Genomic DNA, 19,454 nt, shown 5'->3' with positions numbered 1-19,454 from the left:
GGTTTTTTATTTACGGCATTAACGATTACTCGTTGTCGGAACCGCCCAGACCTGCGTTCAGCAGCTCTGCCAGGCTCGCGGATGCATCTTCAGCAGTCACCTGCGGTGCAGCTGGCAGTTCGCCTGCAGCACGACGACGCATACGATCCTGATGGTACGCATAACCTGTACCCGCTGGGATCAGACGACCCACGATAACGTTCTCTTTCAGACCGCGCAGTTCATCACGTTTACCTGCAACAGCGGCTTCGGTCAGGACACGAGTGGTTTCCTGGAACGATGCTGCAGAGATGAAGGACTCGGTTGCCAGAGACGCTTTGGTGATACCCAGCAGATCGCGCGAGAAGGTCGCACCGATTTTGCCGTTCGCTTCCAGTTCGCGGTTAGCGATCTTGACGCGTGAGTACTCAACCTGCTCGCCTTCCAGGAACTCGGAGCTGCCCGCGTTCTCGATGGTCGCTTTACGCAGCATCTGACGAACGATAACTTCGATATGTTTATCGTTAATCTTAACGCCCTGCAGACGGTATACGTCCTGTACTTCGTTAACAATGTAACGCGTAACAGCATGCACACCACGCAGACGCAGGATGTCGTGCGGCGCTTCTGGACCGTCGGAAACCACGTCACCACGTTCTACGCGTTCACCTTCGAACACGTTGAGCTGACGCCACTTAGGAATCATCTCTTCGTACGGCTCGCTGCCATCTACCGGGGTGATAACCAGACGGCGTTTACCTTTGGTCTCTTTACCGAAGGAGATGATACCGCTGATTTCAGCCAGGATTGCCGGCTCTTTCGGACGACGTGCTTCGAACAGGTCCGCAACGCGTGGCAGACCACCGGTGATGTCCTTGGTACCGCCGGATTCCTGAGGAATACGCGCCAGGGTGTCACCAGAGCTGATCTGTACGCCATCTTCCAGCTGTACAATCGCTTTACCAGGCAGGAAGTACTGCGCAGGCATATCGGTACCTGGGATCAGAACGTCGTTACCCTGAGCATCAACGATTTTCAGTGCAGGACGCAGATCTTTACCGCCGGTAGTACGTTCAGCAGAATCCAGAACTACCAGAGAAGACAGACCGGTCAGCTCGTCAGTCTGACGAGTAATGGTCTGGCCGTCGATCATGTCAGTGAAGCGGATGAAACCACTCACTTCGGTGATAACTGGCATGGTGTGTGGATCCCAGTTTGCAACGGTTTCACCGCCGGCAACCTGCTCGCCATCACCTTTCGCCATAACAGCACCGTAAGGCACTTTATAGCTCTCTTTGGTACGACCGAATTCGTCGATCAGCTTCAGTTCGGTGTTACGAGAAGTGATAACCAGTTTACCGCTGGAGTTCACAACCGATTTCGCGTTGCTGAGCTTGATGCTACCTTTGTTTTTCACCTGGATGCTGGATTCAGCAGCCGCACGAGATGCCGCACCACCGATGTGGAACGTACGCATCGTCAGCTGTGTACCCGGCTCACCGATGGACTGTGCCGCGATAACGCCGATGGCTTCACCTTTGTTGATGATGTGGCCACGTGCCAGGTCACGACCGTAGCAGTGCGCACATACACCAAAGTCGGTGTCACAGGATACAACGGAACGCACTTTCACGGAGTCAACAGAGTTCGCTTCCAGCAGGTCACACCACTGTTCGTGCAGCAGCGTGTTGCGTGGAACCAGAATGTCTGCGGTACCCGGCTTCAGAATGTCTTCCGCGGTAACACGACCCAGTACGCGATCGCGCAGTGGCTCTTTAACATCACCACCCTCGATAACCGGGGTCATGGTGATACCTTCAAGGGTGCCACAATCGTCTTCGGTCACCACCAGATCCTGCGCAACGTCAACCAGACGACGCGTCAGATAACCGGAGTTCGCTGTTTTCAGTGCGGTATCCGCCAGACCTTTACGTGCACCGTGCGTGGAGATGAAGTACTGGAGTACGTTCAGACCTTCACGGAAGTTCGCGGTGATTGGCGTTTCGATGATGGAGCCATCTGGCTTCGCCATCAGACCACGCATACCTGCCAGCTGACGAATCTGTGCTGCAGAACCACGCGCACCGGAGTCGGCCATCATGTAGATACTGTTGAAGGAAACCTGCTGCTCTTCTACGCCGTCACGGTTAATCACGGTTTCGGTTTGCAGGTTATCCATCATCGCTTTGGATACACGATCGTTCGCCGCAGCCCAGATATCGATAACTTTGTTGTAGCGTTCGCCCGCGGTTACCAGACCAGACTGGAACTGCTCCTGGATTTCCGCAACTTCAGCTTCTGCTTCAGAGATGATCTCGTGTTTCTTCTCTGGGATGACCATGTCATCGATACCAACAGATGCACCTGAACGCGCTGCATAAGCAAAGCCGGTGTACATTGTCTGGTCAGCGAAGATAACAGTCGGCTTCAGACCCAGAATGCGGTAACAGGTGTTCAGCATTTTGGAGATCGCTTTCTTACCCAGCGCCTGGTTGACGATGGAGAAAGGCAGACCTTTCGGTACGATCATCCACAGAATGGCACGGCCGATAGTCGTGTCTTTCAGGCTGGTTTTCGCAACGAATTCGCCGTTAGCATCTTTTTCGTATTCAGTGATACGCACTTTAACGCGCGCATGCAGAGAGGCCAGGCCAGCGCGATAAATACGCTCAGCTTCTTTCGGGCCAGTCAGCACCATGCCTTCGCCTTTAGCGTTAACACAGTCACGGGTCATGTAGTACAGACCCAATACAACGTCCTGAGAAGGAACGATGATTGGCTCGCCGTTCGCAGGAGACAGGATGTTGTTGGTAGACATCATCAGCGCACGCGCTTCGAGCTGGGCTTCCAGCGTCAGCGGTACGTGAACAGCCATCTGGTCACCATCGAAGTCGGCGTTATACGCCGCACAAACCAGTGGGTGCAGCTGAATAGCTTTACCTTCGATCAGGACTGGCTCAAATGCCTGGATACCCAGACGGTGCAGAGTTGGTGCACGGTTCAGCAGTACCGGGTGTTCGCGGATCACTTCGTCCAGGATATCCCAAACGACAGCTTCTTCACGCTCAACCATTTTCTTAGCGGCTTTGATGGTGGTGGCGAGTCCTCGCAACTCCAGTTTGCCGTAGATGAATGGTTTGAACAGCTCCAGTGCCATTTTCTTCGGCAGACCGCACTGATGCAGACGCAGGTATGGACCTACGGTGATTACAGAACGACCGGAGTAGTCAACACGCTTACCGAGCAGGTTCTGACGGAAACGACCCTGTTTACCTTTGATCATGTCGGCCAAAGATTTCAGAGGACGTTTGTTAGAACCGGTGATCGCACGACCGCGACGACCGTTATCCAGCAGGGCATCTACCGCTTCCTGCAGCATACGTTTTTCGTTGCGTACGATGATGTCCGGCGCAGCCAGATCCAGCAGACGTTTCAGACGGTTGTTACGGTTGATCACGCGACGATACAGATCGTTCAGATCGGACGTAGCGAAACGACCACCATCCAGCGGAACCAGCGGACGCAGATCTGGCGGCAGAACCGGCAGAACGGTCAGGATCATCCACTCTGGCTTGTTACCAGACTGAACGAACGCTTCCAGCAGTTTGATACGCTTGGTCAGCTTTTTACGCTTGGTTTCGGAGTTGGTTTCGTTCAGCTCTTCACGCAGCTGCTCGCACTCTTGCTCCAGATCCATACTCTTCAGCAGGGCCTGAATAGCTTCCGCACCCATCTTCGCGTCGAATTCGTCACCGAACTCTTCCAGCGCGTCCAGATACTGCTCTTCAGTCAGGATCTGGTGACGTTCCAGGTTCGTCATCCCGCCTTCGATAACCACATAAGATTCGAAGTACAGAACACGTTCGATATCGCGCAGCGGCATATCCAGCAGCAGGCCGATACGGGACGGCAGAGATTTCAGGAACCAGATGTGAGCAGTCGGAGACGCCAGCTCGATGTGGCCCATGCGCTCACGGCGCACTTTGGTCTGGGTCACTTCAACGCCGCACTTCTCACAGATCACACCACGGTGTTTCAGGCGCTTGTACTTACCGCACAGGCACTCGTAATCTTTTACTGGCCCGAAAATACGTGCACAGAAAAGGCCGTCACGCTCAGGTTTGAACGTACGGTAGTTGATGGTTTCCGGCTTTTTAACTTCACCGAAAGACCATGAACGGATCATGTCTGGCGAAGCCAGAGCAATTTTGATCGCATCAAACTCTTCGGTTTTAGTTTGCGCTTTCAGAAACTTTAATAAGTCTTTCACGGATTTGCTCCCGTCGGAGTTAGCACACTCTGCTGTCGGGCGTTAACCCGACAGCAGTGACCTGTTTGAGCGAGAATTACTCGTCTTCCAGTTCGATGTTGATACCCAGCGAACGAATCTCTTTCAACAGTACGTTGAAGGACTCTGGCATGCCCGGTTCCATCTGATGGTTGCCGTCCACGATGTTTTTATACATCTTGGTACGACCGTTCACGTCATCAGACTTAACGGTGAGCATTTCCTGCAGGGTGTATGCTGCGCCGTATGCTTCCAGCGCCCACACTTCCATCTCCCCGAAGCGCTGACCACCGAACTGTGCCTTACCACCCAGCGGCTGCTGAGTAACCAGGCTGTAAGAACCGGTAGAACGAGCGTGCATTTTGTCGTCGACCAGGTGGTTCAGTTTCAGCATGTACATGTAACCTACGGTTACCGGACGCTCGAACTGTTCACCGGTACGGCCGTCAAACAGCGTAATCTGACCAGACGTTGGCAGACCACCCAGTTGCAGCAGCTCTTTAATTTCAGCTTCTTTTGCACCGTCGAATACCGGCGTTGCAATTGGCATACCTTTGCGCAGGTTCTCTGCCAGACGCAGCACTTCTTCATCGCTGAAGGTGTTCAGGTCGACTTTCTGACGCACATCGGTACCCAGATCGTAGGCACGCTGGATGAATTCGCGCAGTTTCGCGACTTCCTGCTGTTGTTTCAGCATGGCGTTAATCTTGTCGCCGATACCTTTCGCAGCCATACCCAGGTGGGTTTCCAGAATCTGGCCGATGTTCATACGAGACGGTACGCCCAGTGGGTTCAGTACGATATCTACCGGCGTACCGTTAGCATCGTGCGGCATATCTTCGATCGGGTTGATCTTAGAGATAACACCCTTGTTACCGTGACGACCTGCCATCTTATCACCAGGCTGGATCTGACGTTTAACAGCCAGATATACCTTAACAATCTTCAGCACGCCTGGTGCCAGATCGTCGCCCTGAGTGATTTTGCGGCGTTTCGCTTCGAGTTTTTTCTCGAACTCGTGTTTCAGTTCGTCATACTGCTCAGCCAGCTGTTCCAGCTGATTTTGTTTCTCTTCGTCGGTCAGGCCCAGTTCCAGCCAGCGATCGCGTGGCAGTTTGTCGAGCTTCTCAGCTTCAACGCCACCGGCAACCAGCACCGCATAGATACGGCTGAACAGACCCGCTTCGAGGATCTGCAGTTCTTCAGACAGGTCTTTCTTAGCCTGTTTGAGCTGCATCTCTTCGATTTCCAGCGCACGTTTATCTTTCTCAACGCCGTCACGGGTGAAGACCTGAACGTCGATAACCGTACCGGAAACACCGTTTGGTACGCGCAGAGAAGAGTCTTTAACGTCAGACGCTTTCTCACCGAAGATTGCACGCAGCAGTTTCTCTTCTGGCGTCAGCTGGGTTTCACCTTTCGGCGTTACCTTACCAACCAGAATGTCGCCGCCGGTCACTTCCGCACCGATGTAAACGATACCGGATTCATCCAGTTTGGAGAGCGCAGCTTCACCCACGTTAGGGATGTCAGCGGTGATCTCTTCTGGCCCCAGCTTGGTGTCACGGGACACACAGGCCAGTTCCTGAATGTGGATGGTGGTGAAACGATCTTCCTGTACCACACGTTCGGAGACGAGGATGGAGTCTTCGAAGTTGTAACCGTTCCACGGCATGAACGCTACGCGCATGTTCTGACCGAGCGCCAGTTCACCGAGGTCGGTGGACGGACCGTCTGCCAGCACGTCGCCGCGCTCAACTGGCTCACCCAGAGATACGCAAGGCATCTGGTTGATACAGGTGTTCTGGTTAGAACGGGTGTATTTGGTCAGGTTGTAGATGTCGATACCCGCTTCGCCCGGATACATCTCGTCTTCGTTAACTTTGATAACGATACGGGATGCGTCAACGTACTGAACGGTACCGCCACGCTTAGCCACTGCAGTAACACCGGAGTCAACGGCAACAGCACGTTCCATACCGGTACCAACCAGCGGCTTATCAGCACGCAGAGTTGGAACGGCCTGACGTTGCATGTTCGCACCCATCAATGCACGGTTGGCGTCATCGTGTTCCAGGAACGGGATCAGGGACGCACCGACGGATACCACCTGCTGGGTGGATACGTCCATGTAGTCAACCTGGTCGCGGCTGAACAAGCTGGATTCGCCTTTGCTACGGCAGGTAACCAGATCTTCTACAAAGTGGCCTTCGTCATCCAGGTTGGAGTTCGCCTGAGCGATAACGTAGTTGCCTTCTTCAATAGCAGACAGGTAATGAATTTCGTCGGTAACAACACCGTCAGTCACTTTACGGTACGGGGTCTCAAGGAAACCGTATTCGTTTGTCTGTGCGTACACGGACAGGGAGTTGATCAGACCGATGTTTGGACCTTCAGGCGTTTCGATTGGACATACGCGACCGTAGTGAGTCGGGTGTACGTCTCGAACTTCGAAGCCTGCGCGTTCACGGGTCAGACCGCCTGGGCCGAGTGCAGAGATACGACGTTTGTGCGTGATCTCAGACAGCGGGTTGTTCTGGTCCATAAACTGAGACAGCTGGCTGGAACCGAAGAACTCTTTCACGGCTGCAGAAATCGGCTTGGCGTTGATCATATCCTGAGGCATCAGGGTATCCAGATCGCCCAGAGACAGACGCTCTTTCACCGCACGCTCTACACGCACCAGGCCAACGCGGAACTGGTTTTCCGCCATTTCGCCTACGGAACGGATACGACGGTTGCCGAGGTGGTCGATATCGTCCACTTCGCCTTTACCGTTACGGATATCGATGAGCTTCTTCATCACTTCGATGATGTCGTCTTTGCTCAGGATACCGGAACCTTCGATCTCATCGCGCAGCAGAGAACGGTTGAACTTCATACGACCAACCGCAGACAGATCGTAGCGGTCTTCAGAGAAGAACAGGTTCTCGAACAGGCTTTCAGCCGCTTCGCGAGTTGGTGGCTCACCAGGACGCATCATGCGGTAGATTTCTACCAGCGCGCTCAGACGATCGTTGGTTGGGTCGACGCGTACAGTCTCAGAGATGTACGGACCGTGGTCCAGATCGTTAGTGAACAGCGTTTCGATACGTTTGTGGCCAGCCTGACTCAGCTTAGCCAGCAGATCCAGGCTCAGCTCCATGTTAGCCGGGCAGATCAGCTCGCCAGTTGATTCATCAACGTAATCTTTCGCGGCTACTTTTCCTGCAATGTATTCAACCGGAACTTCGATGTGTTTGATATCATCTTTTTCCAGCTGACGGATGTGGCGCGCGGTAATACGGCGACCTTTTTCCACATACACTTTGCCGTCGGCTTCGATGTCGAACGACGCGGTCTCACCACGCAGACGTTCCGGCACCAGCTCCATCTGCAGCTTGTTGTCGCGGATTTCAAAGATCACTTTTTCAAAGAACAGGTCCAGGATCTGTTCAGTGGTATAGTTCAGTGCGCGCAGAATGATGGTTGCAGGCAGTTTACGACGACGGTCGATACGGACAAACAGGTTGTCTTTTGGATCGAACTCGAAGTCCAGCCATGAACCACGGTAAGGAATGATGCGCGCGTTATACAGTACTTTACCGGAAGAGTGTGTTTTACCTTTATCGCTGTCGAAGAAGACACCCGGGCTACGGTGCAGCTGGGAAACGATAACACGCTCAGTACCGTTGATAACGAAAGTACCGTTGTCTGTCATGAGTGGAATTTCACCCATGTAGACTTCTTGTTCTTTAATGTCTTTAACAGTGCCTTCCGGCGCTTCGCGCTCGTAGATCACCAGACGCAGTTTTACGCGCAGCGGTGCGGAATAGGTCACGCCACGGATCTGACATTCCTGAACGTCAAACACCGGTTCGCCAAGGCGGTAGCTGACGTACTGCAGCTCGGAGTTACCGCTGTAGCTCTGAATTGGGAACACGGAACGGAAGGCTGCTTCCAGACCGTACTGCCCTTCAGGATCTTGCTCGATAAACTTCTGGAACGAGTCAAGCTGGATAGAAAGGAGATATGGAATGTCCAGAACTTGTGGACGTTTACCAAAATCCTTACGAATACGTTTTTTCTCGGTATAGGAGTAAACCATAGGGTTCCTCAGCTCGCTGACAAGTCGACCCATCTGTCCGACGAAGGGACAGTTTGTGCAACACCATTTTGTGGACCGGAAAATTGAATACTTTCCGCAATACCTGTTGCTATCACGCTTAAACCATTTCATTGCGATTTACACAGAGCGAGCACCCTGTCGCAGTATATTAAGTCGTCGATAGAAACAAGCATTGAAAGACACATCGATAGTCAAACAGTGTGAAATGCTACCGAGGCCTTACAGCGCAAAAAGGCTGGTGACTAAAAAGTCACCAGCCATCAGCCTAATGACTTAGGCTGCAACCAGAAAAGTTGGCTTATTTAACTTCAACTTCAGCGCCAGCTTCTTCCAGAGATTTTTTCAGTGCTTCTGCGTCGTCTTTGCTCACGCCTTCTTTCAGCGCAGCTGGAGCAGATTCTACCAGGTCTTTAGCTTCTTTCAGACCCAGACCGGTAGCGCCACGAACAGCTTTGATTACTGCAACTTTGTTCGCGCCAGCAGCTTTCAGAATTACGTCGAATTCAGTTTTCTCTTCAGCAGCGTCAGCAGCTGGGCCAGCAGCAACAGCTACAGCAGCAGCAGCAGAAACACCGAATTTTTCTTCCATTGCAGAGATCAGCTCAACAACGTCCATTACGGACATAGCGGATACTGCTTCAATGATTTGATCTTTAGTGATAGACATTTAAATTGTTCCTGAATATCAGAATAAGTTTATACGTAAGCAGATGCTTTATAAAGATAACTGAGATTAAGCAGCTTCTTTCGCATCGCGTACAGCAGCCAGAGTACGAACCAGTTTGCCAGCCGAAGCTTCTTTCATGGTTGCCATCAGGCGTGCAATTGCTTCTTCGTAGGTCGGCAGAGTTGCCAGGCGGTCGATCTGAGACGCCGGGATCAGCTCACCTTCAAAGGCAGCGGCTTTGACCTCAAATTTTGCATTCGCTTTCGCGAACTCTTTGAACAGACGAGCAGCAGCGCCCGGGTGTTCCATAGAGTATGCAATCAGGGTCGGACCAACAAACGTGTCTTTCAGGCACTCAAAAGAGGTACCTTCAACAGCACGGCGCAGCAGGGTGTTACGAACAACACGCATGTAAACGCCAGCTTCACGACCTGCTTTACGCAGTTCAGTCATTTTATCTACAGTTACGCCACGGGAATCCGCAACTACTGCAGACAGCGCGCCTTTGGCTACTTCGCTGACTTCAGCAACAATCGCTTGTTTGTCTTGAAGATTTAAAGCCATTAGCTTTTGCTCCTGGATGTTTGCCGGAACTCATGTTCCGGAACTCACTTCACTCTTCCCAGCGGAAAGAGCGTCTTAATACGGTGAGCAGAAACAAGCCAGAATATCCAAAAATAATCTTAGCGTTCTGTCACCGTCTACGCAGGGGATTAAGTCTCTTGCGAAACACCTGCGGTCTTCGACGGAGGCCTGGATTAGGCCAGGCTCCAACGAACAATTCTTTTAGCCGCTAACTTTCGTTAGCAAACGTGGGGGTAAGATTGTAGACAAAATCACCGCCCACGTAAAGGCATTAGTTTGCAGCAGCGCTCAGGCCAGCCTGGTCAACTGCAACACCTGCACCCATGGTGGTGGAGATGCTAACTTTCTTGATGTACACGCCTTTCGCCTGAGTTGGTTTAGCTTTTTTCAGCGCAACCAGCAGAGCTTCCAGGTTTTCTTTCAGTTTGTCAGCGTCGAAGTCCACTTTACCGATGGTGGTGTGGATGATGCCGTTTTTGTCGTTACGATAACGAACCTGACCTGCTTTAGCGTTCTTAACCGCTTCAGCAACGTTAGGGGTTACAGTACCCACTTTCGGGTTTGGCATCAGGCCGCGTGGACCCAGAACCTGGCCCAGCTGGCCAACAACGCGCATTGCATCTGGAGATGCGATAACAACGTCAAAGTTCATTTCGCCTTTTTTGATCTGGTCAGCCAGATCTTCCATACCTACCAGTTCAGCGCCAGCAGCTTTAGCAGCTTCTGCGTTTGCACCCTGAGTAAATACAGCTACGCGAACGGAACGGCCAGTACCGTGTGGCAGTACAGTTGCACCACGAACGTTCTGATCAGATTTACGAGCATCGATGCCCAGGTTAACAGCAACGTCAACGCTTTCAACGAACTTAGCGGTAGCCAGTTCTTTCAGCAGAGCGATAGCTTCGTTGATGTCGTACTGTTTGGTCGCATCAACTTTGTCACGGATCACGGACATGCGCTTGGTCAGTTTAGCCATTTCTTAGTCCTCCACTACCAGGCCCATGGAACGTGCAGTACCTTCGATAGAGCGAGTCATCGCTTCAATGTCGGCACCAGTCATGTCGGCAGCTTTGGTCTGCGCGATTTCCTGCAGCTGAGCGCGGGAAATTTTACCCACTTTGTCTTTGTTCGGTTTACCGGAACCAGACTTGATACCAGCCGCTTTCTTCAGCAGAACTGCTGCAGGAGGGGTTTTGGTAACGAAAGTGAAAGAACGGTCAGCGTAAACAGTGATTACAACTGGGATTGGCAGACCTTTTTCCAGGGATTCAGTTTTGGCGTTAAACGCTTTACAGAATTCCATGATGTTCACACCCTGCTGACCCAGAGCTGGACCAACTGGTGGACTTGGGTTCGCCATACCAGCTGCAACCTGCAGCTTGACGTAGGCTTGTACTTTCTTAGCCATTCTAAAATCCTCTGATTGGGTGATAGCGCCTCAGCGAGGCTCCCCGTGAATAAAATCGTTTTACAGGCCGTGGCCCATAAAAACAAAAGGCGCGAAATTGTATTCCAATCTCGCGCCCTGTGCAACGATTAAATCGCCGCTTTTTTGATCGCTGCTTAGGCTTTTTCTACCTGGGCAAAGTCCAGTTCTACCGGGGTCGCACGACCGAAGATAGAAACAGAAACTTTCAGGCGGGATTTCTCGTAATCCACTTCTTCGACCACGCCATTAAAGTCAGCAAACGGACCGTCATTAACACGAACCATTTCACCCGGTTCAAACAGCGTTTTCGGACGCGGCTTATCACCCACCTGCTGCAGGCGGTTCATAATCGCATCAACTTCTTTGTCGCTGATTGGCGCCGGACGGTCAGACGTGCCGCCGATAAAGCCCATCACGCGCGGTACGCTGCGCACAAGGTGCCAGCTCGCGTCGTTCATAACCATCTGAACCAGCACGTAACCCGGGAAGAATTTACGCTCGCTTTTGCGGCGTTGGCCGCCACGGATCTCGACCACTTCTTCGGTCGGAACCATAACTTCGCCAAATAACTCTTCCATGTTGTGTAATTTGATATGCTCACGCAGCGACGTTGCTACGCGGCCTTCAAAACCGGAAAACGCCTGAACGACGTACCAGCGCTTTTTAGGGGCTTCAGACATCTCAGAACCTCAGGCCAGTGATAAAGGATACCAGGCGAACCAGAATACCATCCAGTCCCCACAGGATCAGTGACATTACAGCGGTTACCGCCGCTACGATCAGCGTGGTGTGCAATGTTTCCTGGCGAGTCGGCCAAATTACCTTACGGACTTCGGTACGCGCTTCGCGGGCAAAAGCGACAGTCGCTTTGCCTTTTGTCGTCAACAGCGCGACACCACCCGCTGCAGCAATCAGAATTACCACTGCAAGCGCGCGTAGCGGCAGCATAATGTCACGATAAAGATAGTTGCCGACGATCGCTACGATCAGCAGAACGGCTACCACTACCCATTTCATCGCTTCCAGGCCGCGCCCGCTCCCTTGAGCTTCGGTATTCGCACTCATAAACCAACCTGTCAGAAGTATTCTACAAACATTTTCACCCCGCGATCGCGAGGCAAACCAAATCGAAATGCTAATTCGCTTTTCGAATTATACGCTCTCTGCAGAGCCTGTCTCAGCAATGATTATGACAAAAATAATCACTGATGAGCCAGGTTCTGGCGTGAAAGCGTGCAAAAAGGGCATCAAATGATGCCCTTTTATTGCGCATTGCGTCAAATGTTATCAGCAATTAGCCGAGAACTTTAGCAACCACGCCCGCGCCAACGGTACGGCCACCTTCACGGATTGCGAAACGCAGACCGTCGTCCATCGCGATTGGGTGGATCAGAGTCACAACCATCTTGATGTTGTCGCCTGGCATTACCATCTCTACGCCTTCTGGCAGTTCGATGGTACCGGTCACGTCAGTTGTACGGAAGTAGAACTGTGGACGGTAGCCTTTGAAGAACGGAGTATGACGGCCGCCTTCGTCTTTGGACAGGATGTACACTTCAGATTCGAATTTGGTGTGTGGCTTGATTGAGCCTGGCTTCGCCAGAACCTGACCACGTTCGATTTCTTCACGTTTGATACCACGCAGCAGAACACCAACGTTCTCACCAGCACGGCCTTCGTCCAGCAGTTTGCGGAACATTTCAACGCCAGTACAGGTAGACTTCGCAGTCTCTTTGATACCAACGATTTCAACTTCTTCACCCACTTTGATGATACCGCGCTCTACACGACCGGTAACAACGGTACCACGACCGGAGATGGAGAATACGTCTTCGATTGGCAGCAGGAATGGCTTGTCAATCGCACGCTCTGGTTCTGGAATGTAAGAATCCAGGTAGCCAGCCAGTTCGATGATTTTCGCTTCCCACTCTGCGTCGCCTTCCAGCGCTTTCAGCGCGGAACCACGAACGATTGGGGTATCGTCGCCTGGGAAATCGTACTGAGACAGCAGTTCACGAACTTCCATCTCTACCAGTTCCAGCAGCTCTTCGTCATCAACCATGTCGCATTTGTTCAGGAACACGATGATGTAAGGAACGCCTACCTGACGACCCAGCAGGATGTGCTCACGAGTCTGAGGCATTGGGCCGTCAGTCGCAGCTACTACCAGGATCGCGCCGTCCATCTGCGCAGCACCGGTGATCATGTTTTTAACATAGTCGGCGTGGCCTGGGCAGTCTACGTGTGCGTAGTGGCGAGTCGGGGTGTCATACTCAACGTGAGAGGTGTTGATGGTGATACCACGAGCTTTTTCTTCTGGTGCGTTATCGATCTGGTCGAATGCACGAGCAGAACCACCGTAGGTTTTTGCCAGAACGGTAGTGATTGCAGCGGTCAGCGTTGTTTTACCATGGTCAACGTGGCCGATAGTACCGACGTTAACGTGCGGTTTTGTACGTTCAAACTTTTCTTTAGACATCGATTGTCCCTCTAAGACACGGATAAATCGGTGATATCACCACATCAACCAGGCGAAATGCCTGAACTGTTGAATCAAGTAAAATTGAAACAGAGAGAAACGGGAAGGAGAAGTGAAGTGGTGCTGATACCCAGAGTCGAACTGGGGACCTCACCCTTACCAAGGGTGCGCTCTACCAACTGAGCCATATCAGCACGTATTGGAGCGGGCAGCGGGAATCGAACCCGCATCATCAGCTTGGAAGGCTGAGGTAATAGCCATTATACGATGCCCGCATCCTGAAACTCGGCTACCCAGTTCTTTCTGTAACAAAAAAAGAGATTTCTCTCTTTTTAAGTTCGAGCTGATTCAGCTTTTAAACCAGCTCCGGCGGCATTTACGCTGCCAGAAAGTGGTGGTGGGGGAAGGATTCGAACCTTCGAAGTCTGTGACGGCAGATTTACAGTCTGCTCCCTTTGGCCGCTCGGGAACCCCACCGGACTTGATGGTGCCGACTACCGGAATCGAACTGGTGACCTACTGATTACAAGTCAGTTGCTCTACCTACTGAGCTAAGTCGGCATCAAGTAGCGCGCATTCTATGGATACCTGCGCGGTCATGCAACTAAAAATTTGCATAAAACGTTCTTTCGCTCACATTTTATGCTAACCACGCATCAAGCGCTGTAAAAGTAGTCATTCGCGGTCAAATATTCAACATATATGAGCGAATTGCATCGCATACACCGTAGCGTGACGGCTTCCGCGTAACGCAGCGCTTTCCATCTTTTTTCTTATTATTCCTGTCATCTGGTGTTAACCTCCTGCCCATTGTCCAAAATTAACTGTGTGATGAGCCATGATCCGGCAATGTGATGCTGGCTCACTGAAGCATGCTTATGAGCAAAAAAGAGCAAACGTTAATGACGCCTTATCTTCACTTTAACCGCAGCCAGTGGGCTGCCCTGCGTGATTCCGTCCCTATGACGCTGACGGAAGGTGAAATCGCACGGTTAAAAGGGATAAACGAAGATCTGTCCCTGGAAGAAGTGGCAGAAATTTATCTCCCCCTCTCACGCTTGCTTAACTTCTATATCAGTTCCAACCTGCGCCGTCAGGCGGTGCTGGAACAGTTCCTTGGAACTAATGGTCAACGCATTCCTTATATCATCAGTATTGCTGGCAGCGTGGCGGTAGGTAAAAGCACAACCGCGCGTGTCTTGCAGGCTCTCCTGAGCCGCTGGCCAGAACACCGCAGCGTGGAGCTGATCACCACCGACGGCTTTCTGCACCCCAATGAGGTGTTAAAAGAACGCGGGCTGATGAAGAAGAAGGGCTTCCCGCTCTCTTATGACATGCACCGTCTGGTGAAATTTGTCTCTGACCTGAAATCCGGCGTGCCTAACGTCACGGCGCCGGTCTATTCGCACCTGATCTACGATCGCATTCCGGGCGGAGACAAAACGGTGGTGCAGCCAGACATTCTGATTCTGGAAGGGTTAAATGTGCTGCAAAGCGGGATGGATTACCCTCACGATCCGCATCACGTGTTTGTCTCTGACTTCGTCGATTTCTCTATTTATGTCGATGCACCGGAAGATTTGCTGCAAAGCTGGTATATCAACCGCTTCCTGAAGTTCCGCGAAGGGGCGTTCACCGACCCGGACTCCTATTTCCATCACTACGCCCAGCTTTCTGAAGAAGAGGCGGTGAAGGTGGCGACAGGTCTGTGGAACGAGATCAACTACGTAAACCTGAAAGAGAACATTCTCCCTACCCGCGAGCGGGCGAGCCTGATCCTCACCAAGAGCGAGAAACACGCCGTGGACCAGATTCGTTTGCGGAAATAGGTTAGCAGACATAAAAAAACCGGCTCAACGCCGGTTTTTTTGTTTACGCCTGAGGCTTTTCGCCGTTTTCATCCTGATCGACCGCAAAGCAGGCCACCAGCTGACCGCGATAATCTTTCAGCTGCGGCTGTAGCTGGGTGCAAGGGCCAAAGCGGCGACTGCAGCGGGCGTTGAACGCACATCCCGGAGGTGGATTCAGCGGACTTGGCAGTTCACCGGTCAGCTTAATACGCTCACGACGATCGTCCGGGTTCAGGCGCGGTGTCGCAGAGAGCAGCGCCTGGGTGTACGGGTGGCGAGGGTTATTAAAGATCTGATCTTTCGTCCCCTTCTCCACGCAGCGCCCCAGATACATCACCATCACTTCATCAGCGATATGCTCTACCACCGACAGGTCGTGGGAGATAAATACGTAAGACAGCCCCAGCTCCTGCTGCAGATCCATCATCAGATTCAGCACCTGTGCGCGCACGGAAACGTCGAGCGCTGAGACCGGTTCATCGGCAATCACGACATCCGGGTCGAGCATCAGGCCACGAGCGATGGCGATACGCTGGCGCTGACCGCCAGAGAACATATGCGGGTAGCGATCGTAATGCTCGGTTTTCAGGCCGACTTTCGCCATCATCGCCAGCGCTTTTTCACGACGCTGCTCTTTGCTGAGATTGCTGTTAATCAGCAGCGGCTCTTCCAGAATCTGCCCCACTTTCTTGCGCGGGTTCAATGAACCGTACGGGTTCTGGAACACAATCTGGATTTTCTGGCGACGCAGCTTCTGCGCCTGCGGATCGTGCTTGAGCAGATCCTGCCCCTGATAATAAAGCTCGCCGCCGGTAGGCGTTTCAATCATCGTCAGCAGACGGCCTAAGGTTGATTTGCCGCAGCCCGACTCCCCGACCACCGCCAGCGTTTTACCGCGTTCGAGGGTAAAGGAGACGCCGTCCAGCGCTTTCACCAGGCGCTCAGGGGCAAAAATCCCCTTCTTCACCGGGTAGTGTTTTTTCAGGTCGATAGCCTGCAACAGCGGTTGTTGCGTGGTGGCCTGTTGCGTACTCATAGTGTTGGCCTCCCGGCATCATCGAGTGGGTAGTGGCATTTCGACTGACGACCGTCAGCCAGCTGGTTCAGCTCAGGCTCTTCTGCACGGCATTTATCCGTCGCATACGGGCAACGCGGATTCAGCAGGCAGCCCTGCGGACGGTCATATTTACCCGGTACCACACCCGGCAGCGACGCCAGACGCGCTTTATCCTGGGCAAACTCCGGCAGCGCACGTAAAAGCGCCTGGGTATACGGATGACGCGGTGCGCGGAAGATATCGTGCGAACTTCCGGTCTCCACCACCTGTCCTGCATACATCACGATGATTTTGTGTGCTGCTTCAGCCACCAGCGCCAGGTCGTGCGTAATCAGCACCAGCGCCATGTTCTCTTTCTGCTGCAGTTCCAGCAGCAGCTCGATGATTTGCGCCTGGATGGTCACGTCCAGCGCTGTGGTCGGCTCATCGGCAATCAGCAGTTTTGGCCGACAGGCAATTGCCATCGCGATCATCACACGCTGACTCATCCCGCCAGAAAGCTGATGCGGGTAGACATCAAGGCGCGATGCCGGGTCAGGGATCCCCACCTGGTTCAGCAGGTCGATCGCCCGCTGACGACGGGTTTTCTTGTTACCGCCCTGATGGACCTTGATCGCCTCCATAATCTGGAAGCCCACGGTGTAGCAGGGGTTCAGGCTGGTCATCGGGTCCTGGAAGATCATCGCCACTTCCGCGCCCACCAGCTGGCGGCGCTGTTTCTCGGAAATGCGCTTCAGATCCTGACCATTGAACTGCAGGTTTTCCGCCATCACGCGGCCCGGATAATCGATCAGCCCCATAATCGCCAGTGAGCTTACGGACTTACCGGAACCGGATTCCCCAACAATGCCAACCACTTCGCCCTGATTTACGCTGTAGCTGATGCGGTCCACGGCGCGAAACGGGGTGCCTTCATCGCCGAAGTGCACCGATAATTTATCTACATTTAATAACGCCATCTCGTGCCTCTTACTGCTTCAGTTTGGGATCAAGTGCATCGCGCAGACCATCACCCATCAGGTTAAATGCCAGCACCGTCAGCAGAATTGCCAGACCCGGGAAGGTGACAACCCACCAGGCGCTTTGTGCGAACTGCAACACGTCGGAGAGCATCGTGCCCCACTCCGGTGTTGGCGGCTGCGCACCCATGCCCAGGAAGCCAAGAGCGGCCATATCAAGAATGGCGTTAGAGAAGCCGAGCGACGCCTGAACAATCAGCGGCGCAAGGCAGTTCGGGAAGATATTGACGAACATCTGGCGCATCGCACCGGCACCGGCCACGCGGGACGCGGTGACGTAGTCGCGGTTCACTTCCACCAGCACTGCCGCACGGGTTAAACGCACGTAGTGAGGGAGTGCCACGAAGGTCAGCGCAAGCGCGGCATTACCGATCGACGGGCCAAATATCGCCACCAGCACCAGGGCCAGCAGCAGGCTTGGCAGCGCCAGCATGATGTCGACGATACGCATGATGATGTTATCAACAATACCGCCAAAATAACCCGCAACCAGGCCGAGGATGATCCCCATGATCAGGGACAGCACCACCACCAGGCAGCCCACCAGCAGCGACAAACGCGCGCCGTACATCAGACGCGACAACACGTCGCGACCCACATCATCGGTACCCAAGAGGTGAGCCAGGCTCCCGCCGTCCTGCCATGCAGGGGGGGCCAGCAGCGCGTCACGGAACTGATCGGCCGGGTTATACGGTGCAAGCACGTTTGCAAACACGGCAATCAGGATCATGACAGAGACATAGACCAGCCCCACTACCGCGCCTTTATTACGCTTGAAGTAGTGCCAGAATTCCTGCAGCGGCGTCATTGGAACCGGTGCAGCAACCACTTTATTTTCAGAAACGTGTGACATGATGGCCCCTTACTTCTTATGACGAATACGCGGGTTCACCACGCCGTACAGCAAATCGACCAGCAGGTTGACGAGAATAATCATCGTCGCGACCAGCAATACACCGCCCTGCACGACCGGATAGTCACGGCGTTGCAGCGCGTCAATCAGCCAGCGGCCAAGGCCCGGCCAGGAGAAGATGGTTTCGGTCAGGATCGCCCCTGCCAGCAGCGTACCCACCTGCAGACCGATAACGGTCACCACCGGCAGCATGGCGTTACGCAGCGCATGAACGATGATGACTCGCATACGCGTCAGGCCCTTGGCACGCGCGGTACGAATATAATCCTCGCCCAGCACTTCCAGCATTGACGAACGGGTCATACGCACGATTACCGCCAGAGGGATCGTGCCGAGCACCATCGCCGGCAGGATCATATGCGCGACCGCATCAATAAAGTTGCCCTCTTCGCCCCATATCGCCGTATCAATCAGCATAAAGCCGGTCAACGGGTTGGAATCATCGAGGAAGACCATATCGCTGACGCGTCCGGAGACCGGCGTCAGGTTAAGCTGCACCGAGACCAGCATAATCAGCATCATGCCCCACCAGAAGATCGGCATGGAGTAGCCGGTCAGCGCCAGGCCCACAGCGGTATGGTCAAAAATAGAGCCACGTTTAACGGCAGCCAGCACCCCGACAGGGATACCCACCGCAGTGGCAAAAATCATGGCGCAGATGCCAAGCTCCAGTGTCGCTTTAAAACGCGGCACGAACTCGTCCCACACCGGAAGACGGCTTTTCAGTGAAATCCCTAAGTCACCATGCATAACGCCCCAGATATAGTGGAGGTACTGCTGCCACATCGGCTTATCGAGGCCGAGTTCAGCCAGCAGCTGCGCATGACGTTCAGGGGAAATACCACGCTCGCCCGCCATAATCATTACCGGGTCGCCGGGGATCATATGGACAAAGGCAAAAGTGAGAAGGGTGATACCGATAAACGTGGGGATGACAAGTCCCAAACGTCGGAGGATGAACTGCAACATAACCCGGATTCTCTCTGAAGACGCACGACCAGTGGCGTGGCGTCTGTATTGCTCACAAATGTAAATTCCCTCTCCCGCAGGAGAGGGTTAGGGTGAGGACTAGCATGCAAG

Annotated in this window: 14 protein-coding genes and 4 tRNA genes; 1 reads left to right on the top strand and 17 read right to left on the bottom strand. The window is 53.2% G+C overall.

What is annotated here, in order from left to right:
• Positions 1-25: 25 nt before the first annotated feature.
• From rpoC to ACQG19_RS01125, 13 genes are all read right to left on the bottom strand, one after another.
• Entirely contained in the window at positions 26-4,249 is a 4,224-nt protein-coding gene (gene rpoC, locus ACQG19_RS01185; RefSeq protein WP_013095003.1) for a DNA-directed RNA polymerase subunit beta', read from the bottom strand.
• A 76-nt stretch (positions 4,250-4,325) separates the two neighbouring features.
• Positions 4,326-8,354 (bottom strand): DNA-directed RNA polymerase subunit beta, encoded by a 4,029-nt coding sequence (gene rpoB, locus ACQG19_RS01180; RefSeq protein WP_008503453.1) that lies wholly within the window; start codon positions 8,352-8,354, stop codon positions 4,326-4,328.
• 319 nt (positions 8,355-8,673) lie between these two features.
• Entirely contained in the window at positions 8,674-9,042 is a 369-nt protein-coding gene (rplL, locus tag ACQG19_RS01175; RefSeq protein ID WP_013095002.1) for a 50S ribosomal protein L7/L12, read from the bottom strand.
• A 66-nt stretch (positions 9,043-9,108) separates the two neighbouring features.
• Positions 9,109-9,606 (bottom strand): 50S ribosomal protein L10, encoded by a 498-nt coding sequence (gene rplJ, locus ACQG19_RS01170; protein WP_013095001.1) that lies wholly within the window; start codon positions 9,604-9,606, stop codon positions 9,109-9,111.
• A gap of 292 nt (positions 9,607-9,898) precedes the next feature.
• Complete coding sequence (gene rplA / locus ACQG19_RS01165) at positions 9,899-10,603, bottom strand: 50S ribosomal protein L1 (protein WP_013095000.1); 705 nt, start codon at positions 10,601-10,603, stop codon at positions 9,899-9,901.
• Positions 10,604-10,606: 3 nt separating this feature from the next.
• Positions 10,607-11,035, bottom strand: a complete 429-nt coding sequence (rplK, locus tag ACQG19_RS01160; RefSeq protein ID WP_008503452.1) for a 50S ribosomal protein L11 — start codon at positions 11,033-11,035, stop codon at positions 10,607-10,609.
• A gap of 155 nt (positions 11,036-11,190) precedes the next feature.
• Positions 11,191-11,736 carry a transcription termination/antitermination protein NusG gene (gene nusG, locus ACQG19_RS01155; RefSeq protein WP_003862341.1) on the bottom strand — a complete coding sequence of 182 codons (546 nt, stop codon included), beginning with the start codon at positions 11,734-11,736 and terminating at the stop codon, positions 11,191-11,193.
• Position 11,737: 1 nt separating this feature from the next.
• Positions 11,738-12,121: a preprotein translocase subunit SecE gene (gene secE / locus ACQG19_RS01150; protein WP_013094999.1), complete on the bottom strand. Its 384-nt coding sequence runs from the start codon at positions 12,119-12,121 to the stop codon at positions 11,738-11,740.
• Between the two features lie 229 nt (positions 12,122-12,350).
• Positions 12,351-13,535: an elongation factor Tu gene (tuf, locus tag ACQG19_RS01145; protein ID WP_013094997.1), complete on the bottom strand. Its 1,185-nt coding sequence runs from the start codon at positions 13,533-13,535 to the stop codon at positions 12,351-12,353.
• A gap of 118 nt (positions 13,536-13,653) precedes the next feature.
• A tRNA-Thr gene (locus ACQG19_RS01140) sits at positions 13,654-13,729 on the bottom strand.
• A 6-nt stretch (positions 13,730-13,735) separates the two neighbouring features.
• Positions 13,736-13,810: transfer RNA gene (locus tag ACQG19_RS01135), tRNA-Gly, on the bottom strand.
• 117 nt (positions 13,811-13,927) lie between these two features.
• A tRNA-Tyr gene (locus tag ACQG19_RS01130) sits at positions 13,928-14,012 on the bottom strand.
• A gap of 8 nt (positions 14,013-14,020) precedes the next feature.
• Positions 14,021-14,096 (bottom strand) — tRNA-Thr (locus tag ACQG19_RS01125).
• Positions 14,097-14,413: 317 nt separating this feature from the next.
• Between ACQG19_RS01125 and coaA the strand changes: the two genes are divergently transcribed.
• Complete coding sequence (gene coaA / locus ACQG19_RS01120; protein WP_013094996.1) at positions 14,414-15,364, top strand: type I pantothenate kinase; 951 nt, start codon at positions 14,414-14,416, stop codon at positions 15,362-15,364.
• Between the two features lie 43 nt (positions 15,365-15,407).
• On the opposite strand, the gene dppF is transcribed toward coaA, so the two are convergent.
• The 4 genes from dppF to dppB are packed head-to-tail and all read right to left on the bottom strand — an operon-like array spanning position 15,408 to position 19,343.
• Positions 15,408-16,421, bottom strand: coding sequence for a dipeptide ABC transporter ATP-binding subunit DppF (dppF, locus tag ACQG19_RS01115; protein ID WP_014830234.1), 1,014 nt, complete (start codon positions 16,419-16,421; stop codon positions 15,408-15,410).
• Positions 16,418-17,401: a dipeptide ABC transporter ATP-binding protein gene (gene dppD / locus ACQG19_RS01110; RefSeq protein WP_013094994.1), complete on the bottom strand. Its 984-nt coding sequence runs from the start codon at positions 17,399-17,401 to the stop codon at positions 16,418-16,420. Before dppD ends, dppF begins: the two co-directional genes overlap by 4 nt.
• Positions 17,402-17,411: 10 nt before the next feature.
• Positions 17,412-18,314: a dipeptide ABC transporter permease DppC gene (gene dppC, locus ACQG19_RS01105; RefSeq protein WP_020684504.1), complete on the bottom strand. Its 903-nt coding sequence runs from the start codon at positions 18,312-18,314 to the stop codon at positions 17,412-17,414.
• Positions 18,315-18,323: 9 nt separating this feature from the next.
• Complete coding sequence (dppB, locus tag ACQG19_RS01100; RefSeq protein WP_014830232.1) at positions 18,324-19,343, bottom strand: dipeptide ABC transporter permease DppB; 1,020 nt, start codon at positions 19,341-19,343, stop codon at positions 18,324-18,326.
• Positions 19,344-19,454: the final 111 nt, after the last annotated feature.

Source organism: Enterobacter cloacae complex sp. 277I4, assembly GCF_050031465.1.
Taxonomy (GTDB): Bacteria; Pseudomonadota; Gammaproteobacteria; order Enterobacterales; family Enterobacteriaceae; genus Enterobacter; species Enterobacter cloacae.
Note: the sequence above shows the minus strand (reverse complement) of the source record. Positions and strands in the feature narration are given on the sequence as shown.